This window comes from Vibrio navarrensis, from assembly GCF_000764325.1.
Lineage (GTDB): Bacteria > Pseudomonadota > Gammaproteobacteria > Enterobacterales > Vibrionaceae > Vibrio > Vibrio navarrensis.
This window is the reverse complement of the sequence record NZ_JMCG01000001.1, coordinates 1743454-1761354: the sequence shown is the minus strand read 5'-3', so window position 1 is coordinate 1761354 and position 17901 is coordinate 1743454. Positions and strand designations below refer to the sequence as shown.

19 protein-coding genes are annotated in these 17901 nt (G+C 45.1%); 3 read left to right on the top strand and 16 right to left on the bottom strand.

Annotated elements, in window-relative coordinates; genetic code table 11:
• Positions 1–18 precede the first annotated feature (18 nt).
• The 5 genes from EA26_RS07800 to potA form a co-directional block, all read right to left on the bottom strand.
• Positions 19–1056, bottom strand: a complete 1038-nt coding sequence (locus EA26_RS07800) for an extracellular solute-binding protein (RefSeq protein ID WP_039426453.1) — start codon at positions 1054–1056, stop codon at positions 19–21.
• 160 nt (positions 1057–1216) lie between these two features.
• Positions 1217–2251, bottom strand: a complete 1035-nt coding sequence (locus EA26_RS07795) for an extracellular solute-binding protein (RefSeq protein ID WP_039426450.1) — start codon at positions 2249–2251, stop codon at positions 1217–1219.
• Positions 2252–2356: 105 nt separating this feature from the next.
• Positions 2357–3127 (bottom strand): spermidine/putrescine ABC transporter permease PotC, encoded by a 771-nt coding sequence (gene potC, locus EA26_RS07790; protein WP_039426447.1) that lies wholly within the window; start codon positions 3125–3127, stop codon positions 2357–2359.
• Entirely contained in the window at positions 3127–3984 is an 858-nt protein-coding gene (gene potB, locus EA26_RS07785; protein ID WP_039426444.1) for a spermidine/putrescine ABC transporter permease PotB, read from the bottom strand. Before potB ends, potC begins: the two co-directional genes overlap by 1 nt.
• A complete protein-coding gene (gene potA / locus EA26_RS07780; protein WP_039426442.1) occupies positions 3968–5101 on the bottom strand; it encodes a spermidine/putrescine ABC transporter ATP-binding protein PotA in 1134 nt (377 codons plus the stop codon). The genes potB and potA overlap by 17 nt, the downstream gene beginning before the upstream one ends.
• A 377-nt stretch (positions 5102–5478) precedes the next feature.
• Here potA and EA26_RS07775 point away from each other — a divergent pair, with 377 nt between their 5' ends.
• From EA26_RS07775 to EA26_RS07765, 3 genes are read left to right on the top strand one after another with little or no spacing between them, the layout of a single operon-like run.
• Entirely contained in the window at positions 5479–6279 is an 801-nt protein-coding gene (locus EA26_RS07775; protein ID WP_039426440.1) for a DUF2189 domain-containing protein, read from the top strand.
• Entirely contained in the window at positions 6272–7081 is an 810-nt protein-coding gene (locus EA26_RS07770; protein ID WP_039426437.1) for a glucosaminidase domain-containing protein, read from the top strand. The genes EA26_RS07775 and EA26_RS07770 overlap by 8 nt, the downstream gene beginning before the upstream one ends.
• Before the next feature lie 14 nt (positions 7082–7095).
• On the top strand, positions 7096–7758 hold the full coding sequence (locus EA26_RS07765) for a DUF2987 domain-containing protein (protein WP_039426434.1): 663 nt from the start codon (positions 7096–7098) through the stop codon (positions 7756–7758).
• Between the two features lie 68 nt (positions 7759–7826).
• On the opposite strand, the gene ttcA is transcribed toward EA26_RS07765, so the two are convergent.
• The 11 genes from ttcA to ccoN all read right to left on the bottom strand — a co-directional run bounded on the left by ttcA (position 7827) and on the right by ccoN (position 17809).
• Positions 7827–8765: a tRNA 2-thiocytidine(32) synthetase TtcA gene (gene ttcA, locus EA26_RS07760; RefSeq protein ID WP_039426432.1), complete on the bottom strand. Its 939-nt coding sequence runs from the start codon at positions 8763–8765 to the stop codon at positions 7827–7829.
• Between the two features lie 118 nt (positions 8766–8883).
• Positions 8884–9831, bottom strand: coding sequence for a universal stress protein UspE (gene uspE, locus EA26_RS07755; RefSeq protein ID WP_039426429.1), 948 nt, complete (start codon positions 9829–9831; stop codon positions 8884–8886).
• 133 nt (positions 9832–9964) lie between these two features.
• Positions 9965–10711 carry a fumarate/nitrate reduction transcriptional regulator Fnr gene (gene fnr, locus EA26_RS07750; RefSeq protein ID WP_039426427.1) on the bottom strand — a complete coding sequence of 249 codons (747 nt, stop codon included), beginning with the start codon at positions 10709–10711 and terminating at the stop codon, positions 9965–9967.
• An 86-nt stretch (positions 10712–10797) separates the two neighbouring features.
• Positions 10798–11475, bottom strand: coding sequence for a sulfite exporter TauE/SafE family protein (locus EA26_RS07745; protein WP_039426424.1), 678 nt, complete (start codon positions 11473–11475; stop codon positions 10798–10800).
• Positions 11476–11478: 3 nt separating this feature from the next.
• Positions 11479–11649, bottom strand: a complete 171-nt coding sequence (ccoS, locus tag EA26_RS07740; protein WP_039426420.1) for a cbb3-type cytochrome oxidase assembly protein CcoS — start codon at positions 11647–11649, stop codon at positions 11479–11481.
• Between the two features lies 1 nt (position 11650).
• Positions 11651–14020, bottom strand: a complete 2370-nt coding sequence (locus EA26_RS07735) for a heavy metal translocating P-type ATPase (protein ID WP_039426418.1) — start codon at positions 14018–14020, stop codon at positions 11651–11653.
• Positions 14021–14024: 4 nt separating this feature from the next.
• Positions 14025–14501, bottom strand: a complete 477-nt coding sequence (locus EA26_RS07730; RefSeq protein ID WP_039426416.1) for a FixH family protein — start codon at positions 14499–14501, stop codon at positions 14025–14027.
• A gap of 86 nt (positions 14502–14587) precedes the next feature.
• Positions 14588–15565: a cytochrome-c oxidase, cbb3-type subunit III gene (gene ccoP / locus EA26_RS07725; protein ID WP_039426414.1), complete on the bottom strand. Its 978-nt coding sequence runs from the start codon at positions 15563–15565 to the stop codon at positions 14588–14590.
• Positions 15565–15738, bottom strand: a complete 174-nt coding sequence (locus tag EA26_RS07720) for a CcoQ/FixQ family Cbb3-type cytochrome c oxidase assembly chaperone (RefSeq protein WP_039426412.1) — start codon at positions 15736–15738, stop codon at positions 15565–15567. The genes ccoP and EA26_RS07720 overlap by 1 nt, the downstream gene beginning before the upstream one ends.
• A 10-nt stretch (positions 15739–15748) precedes the next feature.
• On the bottom strand, positions 15749–16369 hold the full coding sequence (ccoO, locus tag EA26_RS07715) for a cytochrome-c oxidase, cbb3-type subunit II (protein WP_039426409.1): 621 nt from the start codon (positions 16367–16369) through the stop codon (positions 15749–15751).
• Positions 16370–16381: 12 nt separating this feature from the next.
• The gene (ccoN, locus tag EA26_RS07710) at positions 16382–17809 is read right to left on the bottom strand and encodes a cytochrome-c oxidase, cbb3-type subunit I (RefSeq protein ID WP_039426407.1); all 1428 of its coding nucleotides are present in this window, start codon (positions 17807–17809) and stop codon (positions 16382–16384) included.
• Between the last annotated feature and the right edge of the window lie 92 nt (positions 17810–17901).

Here is a 17901-nt window from a genome sequence, read left to right as displayed (position 1 = left end):
TTTCTTTGGCGATGTGGACTAGTTATCCACTTTCAACTTTTGGAAGTACTCATCGTATAAAACACTGGCTTCACCGACTTCATCTTGCCATACCCCATTATCCATCACAGATTGTGGTGGGAAAATGTTCGGATCGTTAGCAAACGCTTTAGGTAGCAGAGAGTAAGCGCTTTTCACCGGCGTCGGATAACCAATTTCCATCGCAATTTTCGCTGCGTTTTCAGGACGCAGAAGGAAATCGATCATTTTATGGGCGGCGTCAACATTCTTTGCTTGTGCTGGAATGGCTAGGCTATCCATCCAAAAAATAGCCCCTTTTTCCGGCCAGATGATCTCAATCTTGGCGCCTTCTTGGCGAGCCATGTAAGCAGAGCCGTTCCACAACATGCCCAGAGACACTTCACCAGCTAAATAGGGGTTTGCTGGAAAATCCGAGTTGAAGACCAGCACGTTAGGAATGAGTTTCTTCAATTCCTCAAAGGCAGCGTGAATCTCTTTCGCATCCGTGGTATTCGGTGAATAACCCAGTTTAGATAGCGCGATGTGGAAGACCTCACGGGCATCGTCCATCAACATCAGTTGGCCTTCCCATTGGGTATCCCAAAGATCGCCCCAATTTCTCACCGAGTTTTTGGAAAGCATATCCACATTGATGCCGATGCCCGTTGCGCCCCAAATGTAAGGAATAGAGTAGTCGTTGGCAGGGTCAAAAGGCTTATCTAAATAGTTGCTATCGAGTTCAGCGAAGTGGGAGAGTTTGGTTTTATCGATTTTCTGTAACATACCCTCTTTGCGCATTTTGGAGACAAAGTAGGTTGAAGGGACCACCAGATCGTAACCACCACCCTGAGTCTTCAGTTTTGCGTACATACTCTCGTTGGATTCGTATGTCGAATAGATGACTTTGATACCCGTTTCTTTGGTAAAATCTTCCAGCACTTCACTTGGAATGTATTCAGACCAGTTATAAAAATAGAGTTCCTGATCTGCGGCAAAAGAAGGGGTAGACAAGAAAGTAGCAGCACACAATGCGCCGGTATACAGTGCTTTTTTCATTACTGTTCCGCTCATGTTAGCGTGCCCTAAAGGGCAAATGGTTGTAAAAATAGGCTGAAATTCACGAATTAGACGCGAATAGGTCGGGATTATATCAGCAATAAAAAAAATAGGCAGCTCTTGGCTGCCTAAGTGGTTCGCAATGAAATCGTGTGTCGTTTTACTGACCAGCTTTCAGTTTCATAAAGTATTCTTCATATTTCACGGTCTTGTCGCCAACCGCAGCTTGCCACTCTACGCGATCCAGATCTTCCTGAGATGGGAAGAGTGGGGCGACATCTTTAAACTTCTCGTTAGATGCTTTCACAGCCGTCAGATAGCCAGTGTCGTTTGAGATCTGCTCTGCAATTTCTGGGCGCAGTAAGAAATCAATCATCTTATATGCCGCTTCAACGTTTTTCGCGCCAGAGCTGATCGCAAAGTTATCAACCCAACCGATGCCACCTTCTTTAGGGAAAACCAGCTTGAGTGGTAGGCCTTCTTTCTGCGCGGCTGCGGCACTGCCATTCCAAAGCATGCCAAGACCAACTTCACCAGACATGTATGGTGCGCCTGGGTTATCTGAGTTAAATACCAGTACGTTTGGCATCAGTTTTTGCAGCTCGGCATACGCTTCGTCGATCTGCTTTTCATCGGTGGTGTTACCTGAGTAGCCCAATTTACGTAGTGCGATGTGGAACACTTCACGTGTATCGTCCATCACCATCAGTTGGCCTTTTAACTCAGGTTTCCACAGATCTGCCCAGCTTTGGAAATCATTCGGATCATACATATCGGTATTGACCGCAAGACCTGTGATCGCCACAACGTGAGGAATCGAGTAGTCGTTATTTGGATCGTAAGGCTTATTCAGATAGTTACTGTCTAGGTTTTTGAAATTGCTCAGCTTAGATTTGTCGATCTTTTGTAGCATGCCTTCATCGCGCATCTTAGACACGAAATAGGTTGAAGGCACAACAAGATCATAGCCTTGATTGTGAGTCTTTAGCTTTGCATACAAGGTTTCATTTGACTCATAAGTTGAGTAAATCACTTTGATGCCAGTTTCCTTAGTAAACTGCTCTAAGATGCCACTGTTGATGTAAGGTCCCCAGTTCATGAAGACCAGCTCTTTGTTCTCATCTGCGGCAGCAGAAGCAGAAAATAGGGAAAGCGCACATGCACTACCAGCTAATAAAGTAGCCCATTTTTTCATTGACGTTAGCTCCAAACCAAACGTTGCCCGAAGGCTTTTGATAGAAAAACAGAATGATTCGCATCATTCTGTTTCGCGTTTAAATAGCAGCAGAAAGCAGCAGGATTATTTCACTTTCTCTCGTGCAATAAGCTGAGAAGTGATCACCAGTGCTAGCGACACCACTAACATAACTGTTGCAAGGGCATTCACTTCCGGTGAAATGCCGACTTTAACCATCGAATAAATCTTCAATGGCAAAATTTCATACGTTGGACCAGTAACAAATGAGCTGATGATTACATCGTCTAGAGACAAGGTAAAGCTCAATAGCCAACCAGCCGCAACCGCAGGTTTCGCTAGCGGGAGAATAATTTTTCTCAAAATCACCCACTCACTTGCCCCCAAATCCTTCGCTGCTTCCAACATTTTGACATCGAAGCCATTGAGACGGCTGTAAACCGTCACCACAACAAACGGTAAACAAAATGTAATGTGGGCAATCAGCAAGGTAAAGAAACCCAATTGAGCACCCAAAACCAAAAACAGAGCGAGTAACGAAATCGCCATCACGATATCTGGCGACATCATGACAACAAACAGCATTCCGTTAACCGCTTTTTTACCTTTAAAGTGATAACGGAAAAGAGCAACGGCTGTCAGACTACCAATAATAGTAGCTGCTGTAGCAGAAAAGATCGCCACATTAAACGAATGCCAAGCGGCTTGCATTAAGCTGTCGTTGTTCATTAGCGCGTGATACCACTTGGTGGTAAATCCGCCCCATTTCATGCCGAACTTGTTTTCGTTAAACGAGTTGGCAATCAAGACTATGATTGGCAAATACAAAAATGCATACACCAAGGTCATAAAGCTAAATCTAATTGTACGTCCCATTAGTCCAGCTCCACTTTCTTATTCAACAGTTTTCCTGCACGGTAGTAGGCGTATAGCATAATTGCCATTGCAATGGTCAAGGCAATACTGGTTGCCGCGCCAAATGGCCAATCACGAGCATTGAGGACTTGGCTCTTAATTACGTTACCGATCAATAGGTTTTTCGCGCCCCCCAACAAGTCGGCAATGTAGAACATGCCAAGAGCGGGCAGTAACACCAACAAACAACCGCCGATGATGCCCGGCATGGTGAGAGGCAAAATCACCTTAGTTAGCGTTTGTAGCTTATTCGCACCCAAATCTTTCGCGGCTTCAATATAGGTGTAATCCAATTTCTCGATCGCCGAATAGAGCGGCAAAATCATAAATGGCAGCAAGATGTAAACGAGGCCAATCATAACCGCAGTTTCGGTGTACATCAGGCGTAGCGGTTTATCGATAATGTCCAAGGTGAGTAGGGCATTATTGAGGATGCCTTGTGTACCTAAAACGATTTTAAGTCCATAAGTGCGGATCAGTGAGTTGGTCCAAAAAGGCACAATCACCAAAAACAGCATAAAAGGACGCCACTTCGCTGGCATCTTGGCCACAATATAGGCAAAGGGATAACCGATAACCAAACAGATCAAAGTCGCAACAATCGCCATGTAAAAAGAGTGCAACAGCACTTTGGCATACAAAGGATCGAGCAATCTCGCGTAGTTATCGAGCGTGAATGTCATCTCTATTAGATTGGCTTCATCACGAGTCAGAAAACTGGTTCCGATGATCATCAGGTTTGGGATCAGAACAAACAGCACTAACCATGAAACAATCAGTGTGATGATGGCGTTTTGCAGACTAAATTTCTTGCTCATCACTTAGCACCACTTCCCAGCTTTCTACCCAAGTAATGGCGACTTTTTGTCCTAGAGAATGATCTACGTCAGGATCATCTTCGTTAAAGAACTCGCTTACCATCACACGCATTCCTGACTCTGTTTCAATGACCGAATCCAGTGTCATGCCTTTGTAGGTCCGTTCAGTAACGTGACCAACGATGCCTTTCTCTTCCGATTCCTTGATCTCTTCGATACGTAAATCTTCTGGGCGAAGCAACACTTGCAGCTTTTGACCTTGCGTAATCGGTTCATCGAAGTAAACCACTGAGTCCACCCCTTCGATTTCAGCTCGGATACGTTTCTCGTCAACACGCTCTTTGGCAACCGCTTCGAACACGTTGATTTCACCGATGAAACGCGCAACGAACAGATTCTTCGGATCTTCGTAAATTTCACGTGGAGAGCCATCTTGCTCAATGACACCAGAGCGCATAACGATGATGCGGTCGGACATTGACAAGGCTTCTTCTTGATCGTGGGTGACAAAGATAAAGGTAATACCTAGTTGGCGCTGTAGCTGCTTCAACTCAATTTGCATCTGCTTACGCAGTTTGTAATCAAGGGCAGAGAGAGATTCATCGAGCAACAGAACTTTAGGCTTGTTGACCACAGCACGTGCGATAGCGATACGTTGTTGCTGACCTCCAGAGAGCTGATGAGGCTTGCGCTGTGCCATGCTTTCTAGTCGTACCATTTTAAGCGCTTCCATCACGCGTGGCTCAATGTCAGCAGAAGGTCCCTTCTGCATACGCAGACCAAATGCAACGTTTTCAAACACCGTCATGTGAGGAAACAGCGCATAGCTCTGGAATACCGTGTTGACATGCCTTTGTTCCGCAGGAACATTGGTAACATCCTGATTGTCTATGGTAATTTGCCCTTTATCTGCAGTTTCAAAACCTGCAATCATGCGTAAAACCGTTGTTTTACCACAACCAGATGGGCCTAGGATCGTTAAAAACTCACCATGATTAACGTCCAGATTTAAATTACCGATGATTTCCTTACCATCGAAACTCTTACTGATGCCAGTCAAGCGGATAACTGGCTGTCCTGCGTTCTGTTTAGCGTTCAACGTCTGTATTTCTCCCACATTGGTCTTGTCAACTAACTAGTACGACCTGTAGCTATTCACATGTAAGGGGCGCATCATAATCACCAAATTTGTGAATTCAAAGTGTTTTCTTATTCGGAAACAGAAAAAGTTTTGCATGCAAAAGTCGATGTTTCTTACCATACTTCCCCTAGGATTTAGTGACACAATCAACCTGTTGATTGCAAGACAAAAATCCCTGAGCTAAAACCTTCCGCCACCTATACATTTCAAGCGGTTAATTATCAGCCAAATAACAAATATTGCAAGGACTGGTAACAAAACAGAGTTTAGCAAAAAGTAGATTTCAGTATAATGAAGACAATTCTAATCAGCGAGTTAGGTAGATAAGGTACGCAGTAAACCTTGGAATAGACATGAACAACGAATTTGAAAAAGATTTTAACCTTGGTGGCACCATAGATAGGGCGCTTTCTGGGCAATATGAGTTAAAAGCAGGGGCGATTTTTCAAGAAGCTTGGAAGTTGACCATCCGACATCTTTTCAGCTTTTCCCCCGCCATTATCGCTTTTCTGTTAGTGCAGTTAGCTATTTTTTACATCGCGTTACAATTGCAATTAGGCGATCCCGCCGTTTTGCTCGACGCAATTGTCGACCCGAATTTGCTCAATGAGCAGATCTTGTCGGCTATCTATATTGCCAATTTTAGTTTCGAGGTGGTGAGCGCACCGATTTTTGCTGGTGTCAGCTTAATGGCTATGAGCCATGCTGCTGGGCTGAAAACTAAAAACCGTCACATCAGCAAAGGGCTGCAGTTTACTATTCCTGTTATTCTGGCGACACTGTTCAGCCTGATGCTACAGGGGGTGGCCGGAATGCTTTTACCATTTGTGTCACTCTATTTATCGATGGCATTCAGTTTATCTATCTTACTGATTTGTGAGAAGAACGTACCACCGATGCGCTCTCTGCTGTTATCATTTAGGGCGATAAATCGCAAAATACTGGTCATTTCAGGGCTCTATTTACTGGTTATGTTGCTGTTTGTCGTTGCCATTCTTTTCTATGGCATTGGTTTGATTTTCGTGTTGCCGTTCTTTTTCCATCTCAAAGGAATTCTCTATCGAGAGATGTTCGGTATCCGACTCAAGGTCGTTACAGTGCAAGATTCTGGCGATCATAACGATGACAATAATTCGCAGGTGTTCAATGCCTAACAACACATCTCCTTCCATTTTTCTTAAAGCGACAGCCATAGCGATGGCTGTCGCTTTTTCATCTATTGGTCCTTATCTTTTTTACGAAGAGCAGCGTCGTGAGCTGGAAGCTCAACAGGATGACGCAACAGGAGCTGCAGAAGCGTTGCCTGATTTTGCCTCAATCACAGATACTCGAGAAAAGAAACAGGCATTTTTTGATTATTTACGCCCTAAGATTGCCGCAGAAAATCAAAAAATTCTCAAAGACCGTGAGTTTTTGCTCACTCTGAATATTGCCGAACTGTCGCAAAAACAGAGAGAGAGGGCGTTGCGTCTAGCCAAACGTTACGATGTCACGGTGACAGACACGCAATTGAACCGAGCTTGGCTTAGTGAAATGCTTAAACGCGTTAATGTGCTTCCTGAGTCGTTGGTGATGACACAAGCGGCGAATGAGTCTGCATGGGGAACATCACGATTTGCTCGTGAAGCCAACAACCTCTTTGGGCAGTGGTGTTACACTCGAGGTTGCGGCGTTGTCCCTTTGCAGCGCAGTGAAGGCGCATTTCACGAAGTGGCCAAATTCTCTTCCGCTCAAGAATCGATTCATCGTTATTTTATGAATGTGAACCGCAACCGAGCTTATGCAGAATTGCGTAATATTCGCCAAAATTTGGCAGACAAACAGCAGGATCTGTTGAGTGTCGAAACGGCAAGCGCATTAACTCATGGGCTATTGGCCTATTCTGAGCGGGGTATGGATTACGTCCAAGATCTGCAAGCGATGATACGTCACAACAGCGAGTTTTGGAGCCAATAAATAGGATGCAAGTAATGATGAAAAGAAACCTAGCTCTACTAGGATGTGCGATGAGTCTGTTTTCTTCCTTTGGCGTTCAAGCTCAGGAATACATGTTTACTTACTCGAAGTTGTTCTCGCAACTGAAAAACAACAGCAAAGAAGGACATGATGATGTCAAAGTCGGGATCTTCTTTGTCAACCCGCAAACTAAGCAGCTATGTAATATAGAGAAGGCTTGGATGGAAAAGGAACAGCATTACGAAGAGTTTGTTATCCCGCCATCCCAAGAGCTCTTGTTACCACTGGATAATAACTTGAAGTCAGCCAACCCACTGGTCTTTGTCCACACCCCACAGGATATGCGTTGTGACTATTCACTGGTAGTGATGACTAAAGAGCCGCTCGAAGGGAAAGTAACCTACCAGCAACTAGCCCCTTTGATGCCACAAATGAAGGCTCTTTTGGACGATTTAGGGGGCATGTTTTCCAGTTGGTTCACTCCTGAAGTTGAGGGAGTGACGATGGAATTTGCTAATGGACTCAATAGTAAGGTCACATTTTCTAACGGTGATGAAAAAGCGATTGTGAATGGCAAAGTACAAGTTGCGCTAACGGAGATTGGTGAAAAGGGATTTGTACTTTTACCGCAAGCCACAACACGGGTTCTGCCTTACTTGCCTGCGGCAAAAAAATAGTCTTCAACAGGAGTAAAAGAGGCTGCCGAAATGGCAGCCTCTTGCATTGTGTCTTTAAACCAAGCAGGTTACACAGATAGATTGGTTACATCCAATTTCAGTGCGGGATCAAAAGCTTGCACTACGTCGTCTTCGTCTGCGACGACATTTGGCACATCTTCTTTATCAAAGCCAATATCACCACCATTGATAACACCTGAGTCTTTGTTGATTGATTTGAAATCAAACAATTCAAAGTCCGCCAGATGGCTTGGCACAACATTTTGCATCGCTCTGAACATGGTTTCAATTCGTCCTGGGAAACGTTTGTCCCAGTCATTAAGCATCATCTTAATGTTCTGACGTTGAAGGTTTGGCTGAGAGCCACACAGATTACATGGGATGATAGGGTAGCCGACCATATCTGCGTATTTAATAATGTCTTTTTCACGGCAATAAGCCAATGGACGAATAACAACGTGCTCTCCATTATCAGAGACCAGTTTCGGTGGCATTCCTTTAATTTTTCCGCCATAGAACATATTGAGGAAAAGAGTTTCCAGGATATCGTCACGATGATGGCCAAGCGCGATTTTGGTTGCGCCAAGCTCTTTCGCTGTGCGATACAAAATGCCACGGCGCAAACGAGAGCACAAAGAACACGTGGTTTTCCCTTCGGGAATTTTGTCTTGCACGATAGAGTAAGTGTCCTCTTCGACAATCTTGTACTCAACCCCAAGACTTTCTAGATACTCAGGCAACACATGCGCAGGAAACCCCGGCTGTTTTTGATCAAGGTTCACAGCAACCAGAGAAAAGGAGACAGGCGCGCTTTTTTGCAAACTCAGCAGAATATCCAACATCGTAAAGCTGTCTTTACCACCGGATAAACAGACCATAATGCGATCGCCATCTTCGATCATATTAAAGTCAGCAATAGCTTGGCCAGTATTGCGACGAATGCGCTTTTGAAGCTTATTAAAGTTGTATTGTTGAGCTTTCGTACGCTCTTGAATTTGCTCTGTCATCTGCTGCTAATCTTAAATTCATCAAAATAAATGAAGTGCGTATGATACGGATAAATTTGCAAGATGCCAGTGCCGACAAGAAAAAATCCCAGAAGAGACTCCTGGGATTTTTATCGGTTTAGGAAGCGATGTTGGGGTCGAGCGGACTGACATAACCTTTCGGTTTAAGCGCCAACACATCACAGTTAATCTTATCAATCACGTGTTCAGCGGTATTTCCGATAAAGACCGCTGAGAGCCCGGTACGCCCAGTTGTCCCCAAAATCACCATAGCGGCATTCAACTTGTCTGCCGACGCGGGGATGATATCTTCTGGCAACCCCTGCTCAACCATGGTGTGCTCTTCATCTATCCCATATTGCTGCCTCAATGCCTTCATGGACGTGAGATGATGGCCACGTACCGCATCGGTATAGGTCGTCGGGTCAAACTCTGGTAACTCAATAGTAATATTGGCAGGTGTTACTGGATAAGCATTAACCAAATACGCTTGTGCATCCAGTCTGGATGAAATTTCCAGCAACCGCTCAACCATAATGTTATTCAGTTCGATATGTGTCGGGTTATCCGAGCCCACGTTGACTGATGCGATGATATTCGCTTGCTCTGGCCAATCGGCGTTTTTAATCAAGAGTACAGGAACAGGGCACTTACGTAACAAATGCCAATCTGTTGGTGTAAAGATGACCGACTCAAGGACATCGTGCTTACGCGTCCCTTTAATTACGATGTCATGACTGCCTGAAAACACTTCGGCGATGATGGCCTCATAAGGGCGATTATGCCACACCACCTTGATATCAAAAGTCATCGATTCATCAATATATGGCTTTGCAATTTTTCTCATCCACTGCTCGCGTTGATAGATAACACCGCGGCGCATCGCATCACGCTCGTCTAAAGACAGCATAGATGTCATGTCATAGGAGAAATCGTAGATGGATAGAAAGAAAGTAACATGACTCTTCGAGACACTCTTTCTAGCTAATTGTACAGCTCGCGCCAGTGCAGGTTGTTCATCTTTGTTGATGTCGGCAACCACAAGGATTTTACTGTAAATACTCATATCTAAGCCCGCTCATGTTGGAGAACCATATAAGTAACTGTAGCTTAGAAAAGAGATAAATATTAGGAGTTTAGAAGGGTTTTACATAAAAGTATGATGCAGCTCATCTCTGAGCTACATCATTAAAAATGGATTAGTCGTTAGAGACGCCAGCCAGTTCCATTAATGCGCTGTGATCGAGGATAGTAATATATTTCCCCTTAACACTGAGTATTTCAGACTTTTGGAATCGCCCAAGAAGACGGCTAATGGTCTCAACGGTCAAACCAAGGTAGTTGCCGATATCACCACGTGTCATAGTCAAACGGAACTCACGAGGGCTGAATCCGCGCTGAGAGAAACGAGTTGAAAGGTTGTAAAGAAATGCCGCCAAACGCTCTTCCGCATTCTTCTTCGACAGCAGCAGAATCATTTCTTGATCGCCTTTGATTTCACTGCTCATTAGACGCATGATCTGTTGGCGTAGCTTTGGCATTTTGCCTGAAAGGTCATCAAGAATTTCGTAAGGGATCTCGCAAACCATCGAGGTTTCGAGCGCTTGGGCGAAACTAGGATGAGCATCGTCGGTAATCGCATCAAACCCAACTAAGTCCCCGGCAAGATGAAAGGCTGTAATCTGCTCATCGCCTTGCTCAGTGATGGTATAGCTTTTGATCGTACCCGAGCGAATCGCGTAGAGAGATCGTAACTCATCACCCGCTTTAAAAAGCTCTTGGCCTTTTTGGATCGGTTTTTTTCGCTCGATAATCTGATCAAGTTGATCCAATTCAGCTTCATTCAATGTAAATGGGATACAGAGTTGGCTGATACTACAATCTTGACAATGAATCGCACACCCACCGGACTGGATACGCTTTGTCGCAGGTTTTTCAGAAATCATAACAACCTTTCACTATTTGATATACGTCAATATTTTAGCACTGGTGAATACTAAAGGGTAGTAAAAAAGCGTTTGCTCAATGTGAGTCAACGGGCAAGACCGAGCATCGTAGCTGCGCCAAATCCGGTATAGAGTCCATATAGAAGCAAAATTGTGGCCGATGTATGCCTAAAAATGGATGATTTTTGAATTCGAGCGAAATACTCCGCGCCGATTCCGACCAGTAACATGGCGGGCAGGGTGCCCAAACCAAATGCCAGCATCATCAAAGCACCGTTTAAAGCACTGCCAGAGAGCGCGGACCAAGTGAGGGCTGAGTAAACTAAGCCACACGGCAACCATCCCCATAGAAAACCAAAAGGGATCGCTTGTAAAGGGTGGCGGATCGGCATGAAATGTTGAGTCATCGGCTTAATAAAACGCCAAAGCAGTTGCCCAAGTTTCTCCACGAAGAGAAGTCCGTTCCACCACTTCGCGATATAAAGCGCAACCAGAATCATGAATAGAGCGGCCAGTAAGCGTAACCACGCTAGCGATTGATTGAGTCCAGCCATGTCACTGAGAGAAGAGATTGTTCCACCGACAATGGCGCCAAACAGTCCATAGCTCAATAAACGGCCCAAATTATAGAAAAGCGTGTTCAATTTTGGCGAAGGATTTTTACTGCCTAGATTGAGCAATGAGGCAATCCCACCACACATTCCCAAACAATGGCCAGCGCCCGCTAATCCGATCATCAACGCGCCAAGGTAATCACCATTCATTACCTACTTTCTCTCGCTTTGCTGCTGAGATTCTTGCTCGTCATCAAATAGTATGTTTGTTCCTTGACGCTCAAGATCTTCAAATTGTTCGCTTTTGACTGCCCACAAGAAGATCGCGACGGCAAAGCAAACCAAAACAATGGCAATCGGAATGAGAATGTACAAGCTTTCCATATTACTTACCTTGCTCTTTGAGCAGTCTGAGCGAATTAGAGACAACGATGATAGAGCTTGCCGACATGCCAACAACGGCGATGTAAGGGGCAACCAATCCAGCAACCGCTAGCGGTAAAATTAACAGGTTATAGCCTAGAGACCAAGCCAGATTTTCTCGGATGATTTTTCTAGTGCGCAGTGCGAGTTCTCGAGCTTCGAGTAATTTATCAAGTCGATCACCAAGCAACGTCATATCTGCTGATGCTTTAGCAACGTCAGTACCGCTGCCCATCGCGACCGAAAGGTGAGCACCAGCTAAAGTTGGTGCATCGTTTATACCATCGCCAACCATCATGGTAATGTCTGAAGCATCCAAGTTTTGTAAGTAGGCGAGCTTATCTTCGGGTTTGGCAGAAGCTATCACGTGTTCAATGCCCATCGCGCTGGCAACTGGCGTTGCATTGGCAAGAGAGTCACCGGTGAGCAGCGTTGTTTTTATTCCTGCCTCAGCAAACTTCTGCAAAAATTCTCTGCTCTCTTTACGAATCGGATCGTGATAAAAAAATGTGGCGGCGTGTTTGCCAGCAATAGAAAGATATACCGCATGACTTTCAGGCTGCTCACGCTCTAGTACATATCTGCTGCTACCAATTTTTACTTCCTCACCGTTCCAGTAACCACAAATACCAGCGCCAATGACATTGGTCACATCGACTGCTTGAACATCTGAATCTGCGTATCTAGCAAAAGCGCGAGCAATTGGGTGGTTAGCATGGGATTCCAAACTGCTCGCAAGCGCGAGACATTGTGTTTCTGGCCATTCGGCAAAGGTTTCCGTGCGCTGTATCTCGATATCACCTTTGGTCAAAGTACCCGTTTTGTCTATCACCAGATGATTGATTTTACACAGGGTTTCAAACACATGACCTTTGCGCAGTAAGATACCAAAATTACCCATACGTGAGGTCGCACAAGTCAAGGCTGTTGGCGTGGCAAGCGAAAGAGCACAAGGGCAGGTTGCCACAAGCACAGATAACATGATCCAAAACGCATCTTCCGGCTTAGTTTGGTGCCAGTAGAGCCAGGTTGCCGCTGAAATGAGCAAAATGACACCGACAAAATAACGTGCAACGACGTCGGCAATTTCGGCGATTTTCGGTTTAGAATGCTGTGCCTCATCTTGAAGTCGAACGATATTTGAAATTACCGAGTCCGCTTTAGAGCAGGCAACCTCCAATACAAAAGATTCATCACCATTGAGCGTACCAGCATAGACAAGATCACCCATCTGTTTAACAACATGGATCGACTCTCCCGTTAGCATAGACTCGTCAACATGCACACGCCCTTCCACCACTTTACCATCGGCAGGGATATGCTCGCCGGGCAAAACACGGATTTGATCGCCAACTTTCAAACTTTTTACTGGGACCTGTTTGCCTTCAAGGGTGGTTGCAATTGCTGGGATCAACTTGAGCAGATTTCCACTAGCCGCGGCGGCCTTTCTCCGGGCTCTCATCTCCAGAAAACGTCCTACCAAAAGAAAAAAGGTAAACATGGAGATAGATTCAAAAAAGACTTCACCTTGCTCTGTCACGGTAGCGACTAAGCTTGCGCAATAAGCAAAGATGAGTGCTATCGACACAGGCACATCCATACCGAGAGTTCTACCTTTAATGCTTCGCCAAGCATTAAGATAAAAAGGCAGTGCAGAGTAAAGAAGGACCGGAGTGGCAAAAATTAAGCTCACCCAGCGGAAATAATTTTTGAACTCAGGTTCAAGATCACCAAAAACCTCAAGATAGAGCGCGACCGCCAACATCATCACCTGCATAGTCGCAAGGCCAGCAATACCTAAACGATAGAGATATTGCTTCATGGTTGCGTGATAAGCCGCTTCTTGTTTGTCCGCTTCAAAAGGAGCGGCTTTGTAGCCTAATTGATGAATTCCAGATAGCAGTTCACTGAGTTTAGTCTTTGATTTATCCCAAGAAAGTAAAGCTCGGTTTGTCGTAGTGTTTACTTTTATAGACAAAACCCCTTGCTTGCTATTAACTTGCTTTTCAATCAACCATGCACATGCCGCGCAAGAAACGCCCTCCAGAGAAAGCATTACCTCACAGTAATTGTTACTGTGACGGACAAACTCTGACTGAACTTCCTCGTTGTCGTAATGCACTAAGGCTTTGAGCTGCTCAGGGACTAAATCAACCTTTTCTGCCGGCGCAGTTCGATATTGATAGTAAGAGACTAAGCCATTATCGACGATTGTTTGTGCAACGGTTTCACAACCTGGGCAGCACATTGAACGAACATCGCCCAATATCTCCACTTTGAAATCCGTGTTGGCTGGTACATCTTCACCACAGTGATAACAGGATTTTGTCATAGTGCTAATTCATTAAAAGCGTAGAAGGAGAGGGGAACGTGACACGACCTTGAATCAGCCATTTCTGGTCATGAGGCTGAAGCTCAACGAACCATGGCCCTTCAATGTGGTTATCCGGAACCAGACGATAGACACCTTTCGCATCAGCGGTTAATAGCTTAGTGAAATCACGATCCGGTAAAGTGCGATGAGTGAAGGTCGCAGTGAGAGCGGGGAAATGAGCTAAGCTTCCTTTATCAAATACAATAGTGACGCCGGTATCATCTGAAGCGATAGTTGCATTGAGGCCGAGATCTTTGGCTACTTTGATCTTACTGATGTCAACGTTGATCCCTTTGCCTTTTTTATAGTAATCCTCCGCAACGAGCGAAACCGAGTTCTTAGAGAAGACTATGACCGTCGCTATCGTCCAAGTCACTACCGTGAGTGGTAAAATGATCAGGAACCACGGCCAGAATTGTTTATACCAAGGCTTTACCATAAAAAAGTTCTCAACAACAAAATGAAACGTAAGGGCTTTAATTTAAAGGAAAGACAGCCCCTGAAGAAGGGGCTGTTATTGAAATGTTACTTATTATTTTCAGTGTTGCTCAGGCTCCAAACGTAAGCAGCAACCAGTTGAACTTTGTCTTCACCTAGAATATCTTTCCAGGCTGGCATTACGCCAGAACGGCCATTCATGACGGTTTCTGTCACATCTGCGCGCGAATCACCAAATAGCCAGTCCTTGTCTGTCAAATCTGGTGCACCAACAGCAGGGTTACCTTTTCCATCGGTACCATGACATGCAGCACAAACGACAAAACGAGATTTACCTGCTTCGGCTTCGCGAGCATTTACCGAGCGACCCGATAAGCTCAGAACGTAGCTAACAACTTCCTGAACCCCTTGCTCACCCAGCGCGTCTTTCCAACCTGGCATCTGACCAACACGGCCATGCATGATAGTTGTAACGATGGCTTGAGGCTCACCACCATACAACCACGCGTTATCAGTTAGGTTAGGAAAACCTTTTTGACCACGCGCATCTGAACCATGGCACTGTGAACAGTTTTGCAAGAACAAACGTTGACCAACTTTAGTTGCTTCTTCATTTGCTGCAATTTCAGGGATAGAACGCAAAGCACTGCCGTTGTACGCAAGACTACGAAACGCTTCACCAAAGTAGGTGTTAGCATCATCAAGCTCTTTGGCATACTGGTTTAGCTGCTTGTTTTGTTGTGCTGACGCGATGGCTTCTTTGTACTCTGCAACCGTACGGACGGTTTGGTCTGAACTTTGCCACCCAAGTACCCCTTTGAAGCTTCCCAAGCCAGGGAATAGCGTCAAGTACACCGCAGCAAAAACAAACGTACTGATGAAAAGATAAGTCCACCACTTTGGTAGCGGATTGTTCAGCTCGCGAATACCATCGTACTCGTGGCCCATATCTGCACCTTCTTCGACGCCCATTTTATCTTTGGCACACCAGAAAAGAAGTACAGCACAGCCCACAAGCGTACCGACAGTAATCACGATAATCCAGAGACTCCAGAATGTAGTCATTACTTCGTAACTCCTTGTTGATTAGGGCTAGATTTCTCTTCATCAGCAAATACTAAATTGGCTGCTTCATCAAAACTGGCCTTACGTTTTTTGCTGTAAGCCCAGACGACGATACCAATAAAACTGACAAAAAGTACGACAGTATAAATACTGTGAATTGTACCGAAATCCATAACAACCCCCTTATTTCATTGCATGACCCAAAGACTGAAGGTAAGCGATGACAGCGTCCATCTCTGTTTTTCCTTCAACATCTTTGCCAGCGTTGGCGATTTGCTCATCGGTGTATGGCACGCCGAATTGATTGCGGAACAACTCCAGCTTCTTCTGAGTTAATTTGCCATCCAGTACATTCTCAGCTAGCCAAGGAAAACCCGGCATATTTGATTCAGGTACCAGTTCACGAGGGTCCAGTAAGTGGACACGGTGCCATTCGTCCGAATAACGACCACCTACGCGGGCTAAATCTGGACCAGTGCGCTTAGAGCCCCATAGGAATGGATGCTCCCACACACTCTCGCCAGCGACAGAGTAGTGACCATAGCGTTCTGTTTCAGAGCGGAAAGGACGAACCATCTGGCTATGACATACGTTACAACCTTCACGGATGTAAATATCACGACCTTCCATCTCTAGGGCAGAGTAAGCGCGTAGATTTTCTACAGGCTCTGTGGTTTGTTTTTGGAATATCAGTGGAGTGATTTCAACAAGTGCTCCCCAACTAATTGCAAAAACGATAAAAATAGCCAACAAACCGACATTACGTTCAATGATTTCGTGGCGATTATTAGAATTTGAACTCATTCTTCAATCTCCTTATGCCGGTTGTGGAATAGCTTTCAAGCTATGTTTTGGTGCACTGACAGTTTTGTACGTATTGTAGGCCATCAAGAACATACCAGTTAGGAAGATGAAACCACCTAGGAAACGTACAAAGTAGAATGGGTAAGACGCTGATACAGATTCAACGAAACTGTAAGTCAACGTACCATCAGAGTTCACTGCACGCCACATCAGACCTTGCATTACGCCAGATATCCACATCGCTACGATGTACAGAACAGTACCAATTGTCGCTAACCAGAAGTGAACGTTGATCAGACCAACAGAGTACATACGTTCTTGACCAAACAAACGTGGGATCAAGTGGTAAACAGAACCGATAGAAACCATGGCAACCCAGCCCAACGCACCTGAGTGAACGTGACCGATGGTCCAGTCTGTGTAGTGTGATAGCGCGTTGACAGTCTTAATCGACATCATCGGGCCTTCAAAGGTAGACATGCCATAGAAGGAAAGAGACACAATCAAGAAACGCAGGATAGGATCGTAACGTAGCTTATGCCATGCACCAGAAAGTGTCATGATACCGTTAATCATACCACCCCAAGACGGAGCAAATAACACAAGCGACATCACCATGCCCAAAGACTGAGTCCAGTCTGGTAGAGCAGTGTAGTGCAAGTGGTGAGGACCAGCCCAGATATAAAGAGAAACGAGCGCCCAAAAGTGAACGATAGACAAACGGTAAGAATAAACAGGACGTTCAGCTTGTTTAGGAACGAAGTAGTACATCATACCTAAGAAGCCAGCTGTAAGTAGGAAACCTACCGCGTTATGACCATACCACCACTGCACCATAGCATCCACTGCGCCAGAATAAATCGAGTATGATTTACCCAAAGAGACAGGAATCGCCATACTGTTCACAATGTGCAGAACGGCAACAGTGATAATAAAGGCTCCAAAGAACCAGTTCGCCACGTAAATATGAGAGGTCTTACGTTTGATTAATGTTCCGAAGAACACCACAGCATAAGAAACCCATACCGCCGCGATCGCGATGTCGATAGGCCATTCTAACTCCGCATACTCTTTACCCGATGTTAGACCGAGAGGCAGAGTAATCGCTGCAGAGAGGATGATCGCCTGCCAACCCCAAAAGGTAAAGGCAACCAAAGGTCCACCGAAGAGACGAGTTTGACAGGTGCGCTGTACAACATAATAGGATGTTGCGAACAGGGCGCTAGTACCAAACGCGAAAATTACCGCGTTAGTATGCAATGGACGTAAACGACTGTACGTCAACCACGGCGTATCAAAGTTAAGCTGTGGCCATACTAACTGAGCGGCAATCAAAACACCAACAGCCATACCAACAATACCCCATAGAATGGTCACTAGGGTAAACTGGCGAACGACTGTATAGTTGTAGTTTTGTTCAAGCTGCTTTTCTTGGCTCATTTGCATGCTTCCAATTTCTAATTAACTACACTTTACTTCCAACACGACTTGCGTCGTAACGCCACCCAAACCAGCTCAAGAAACTAAGTCAT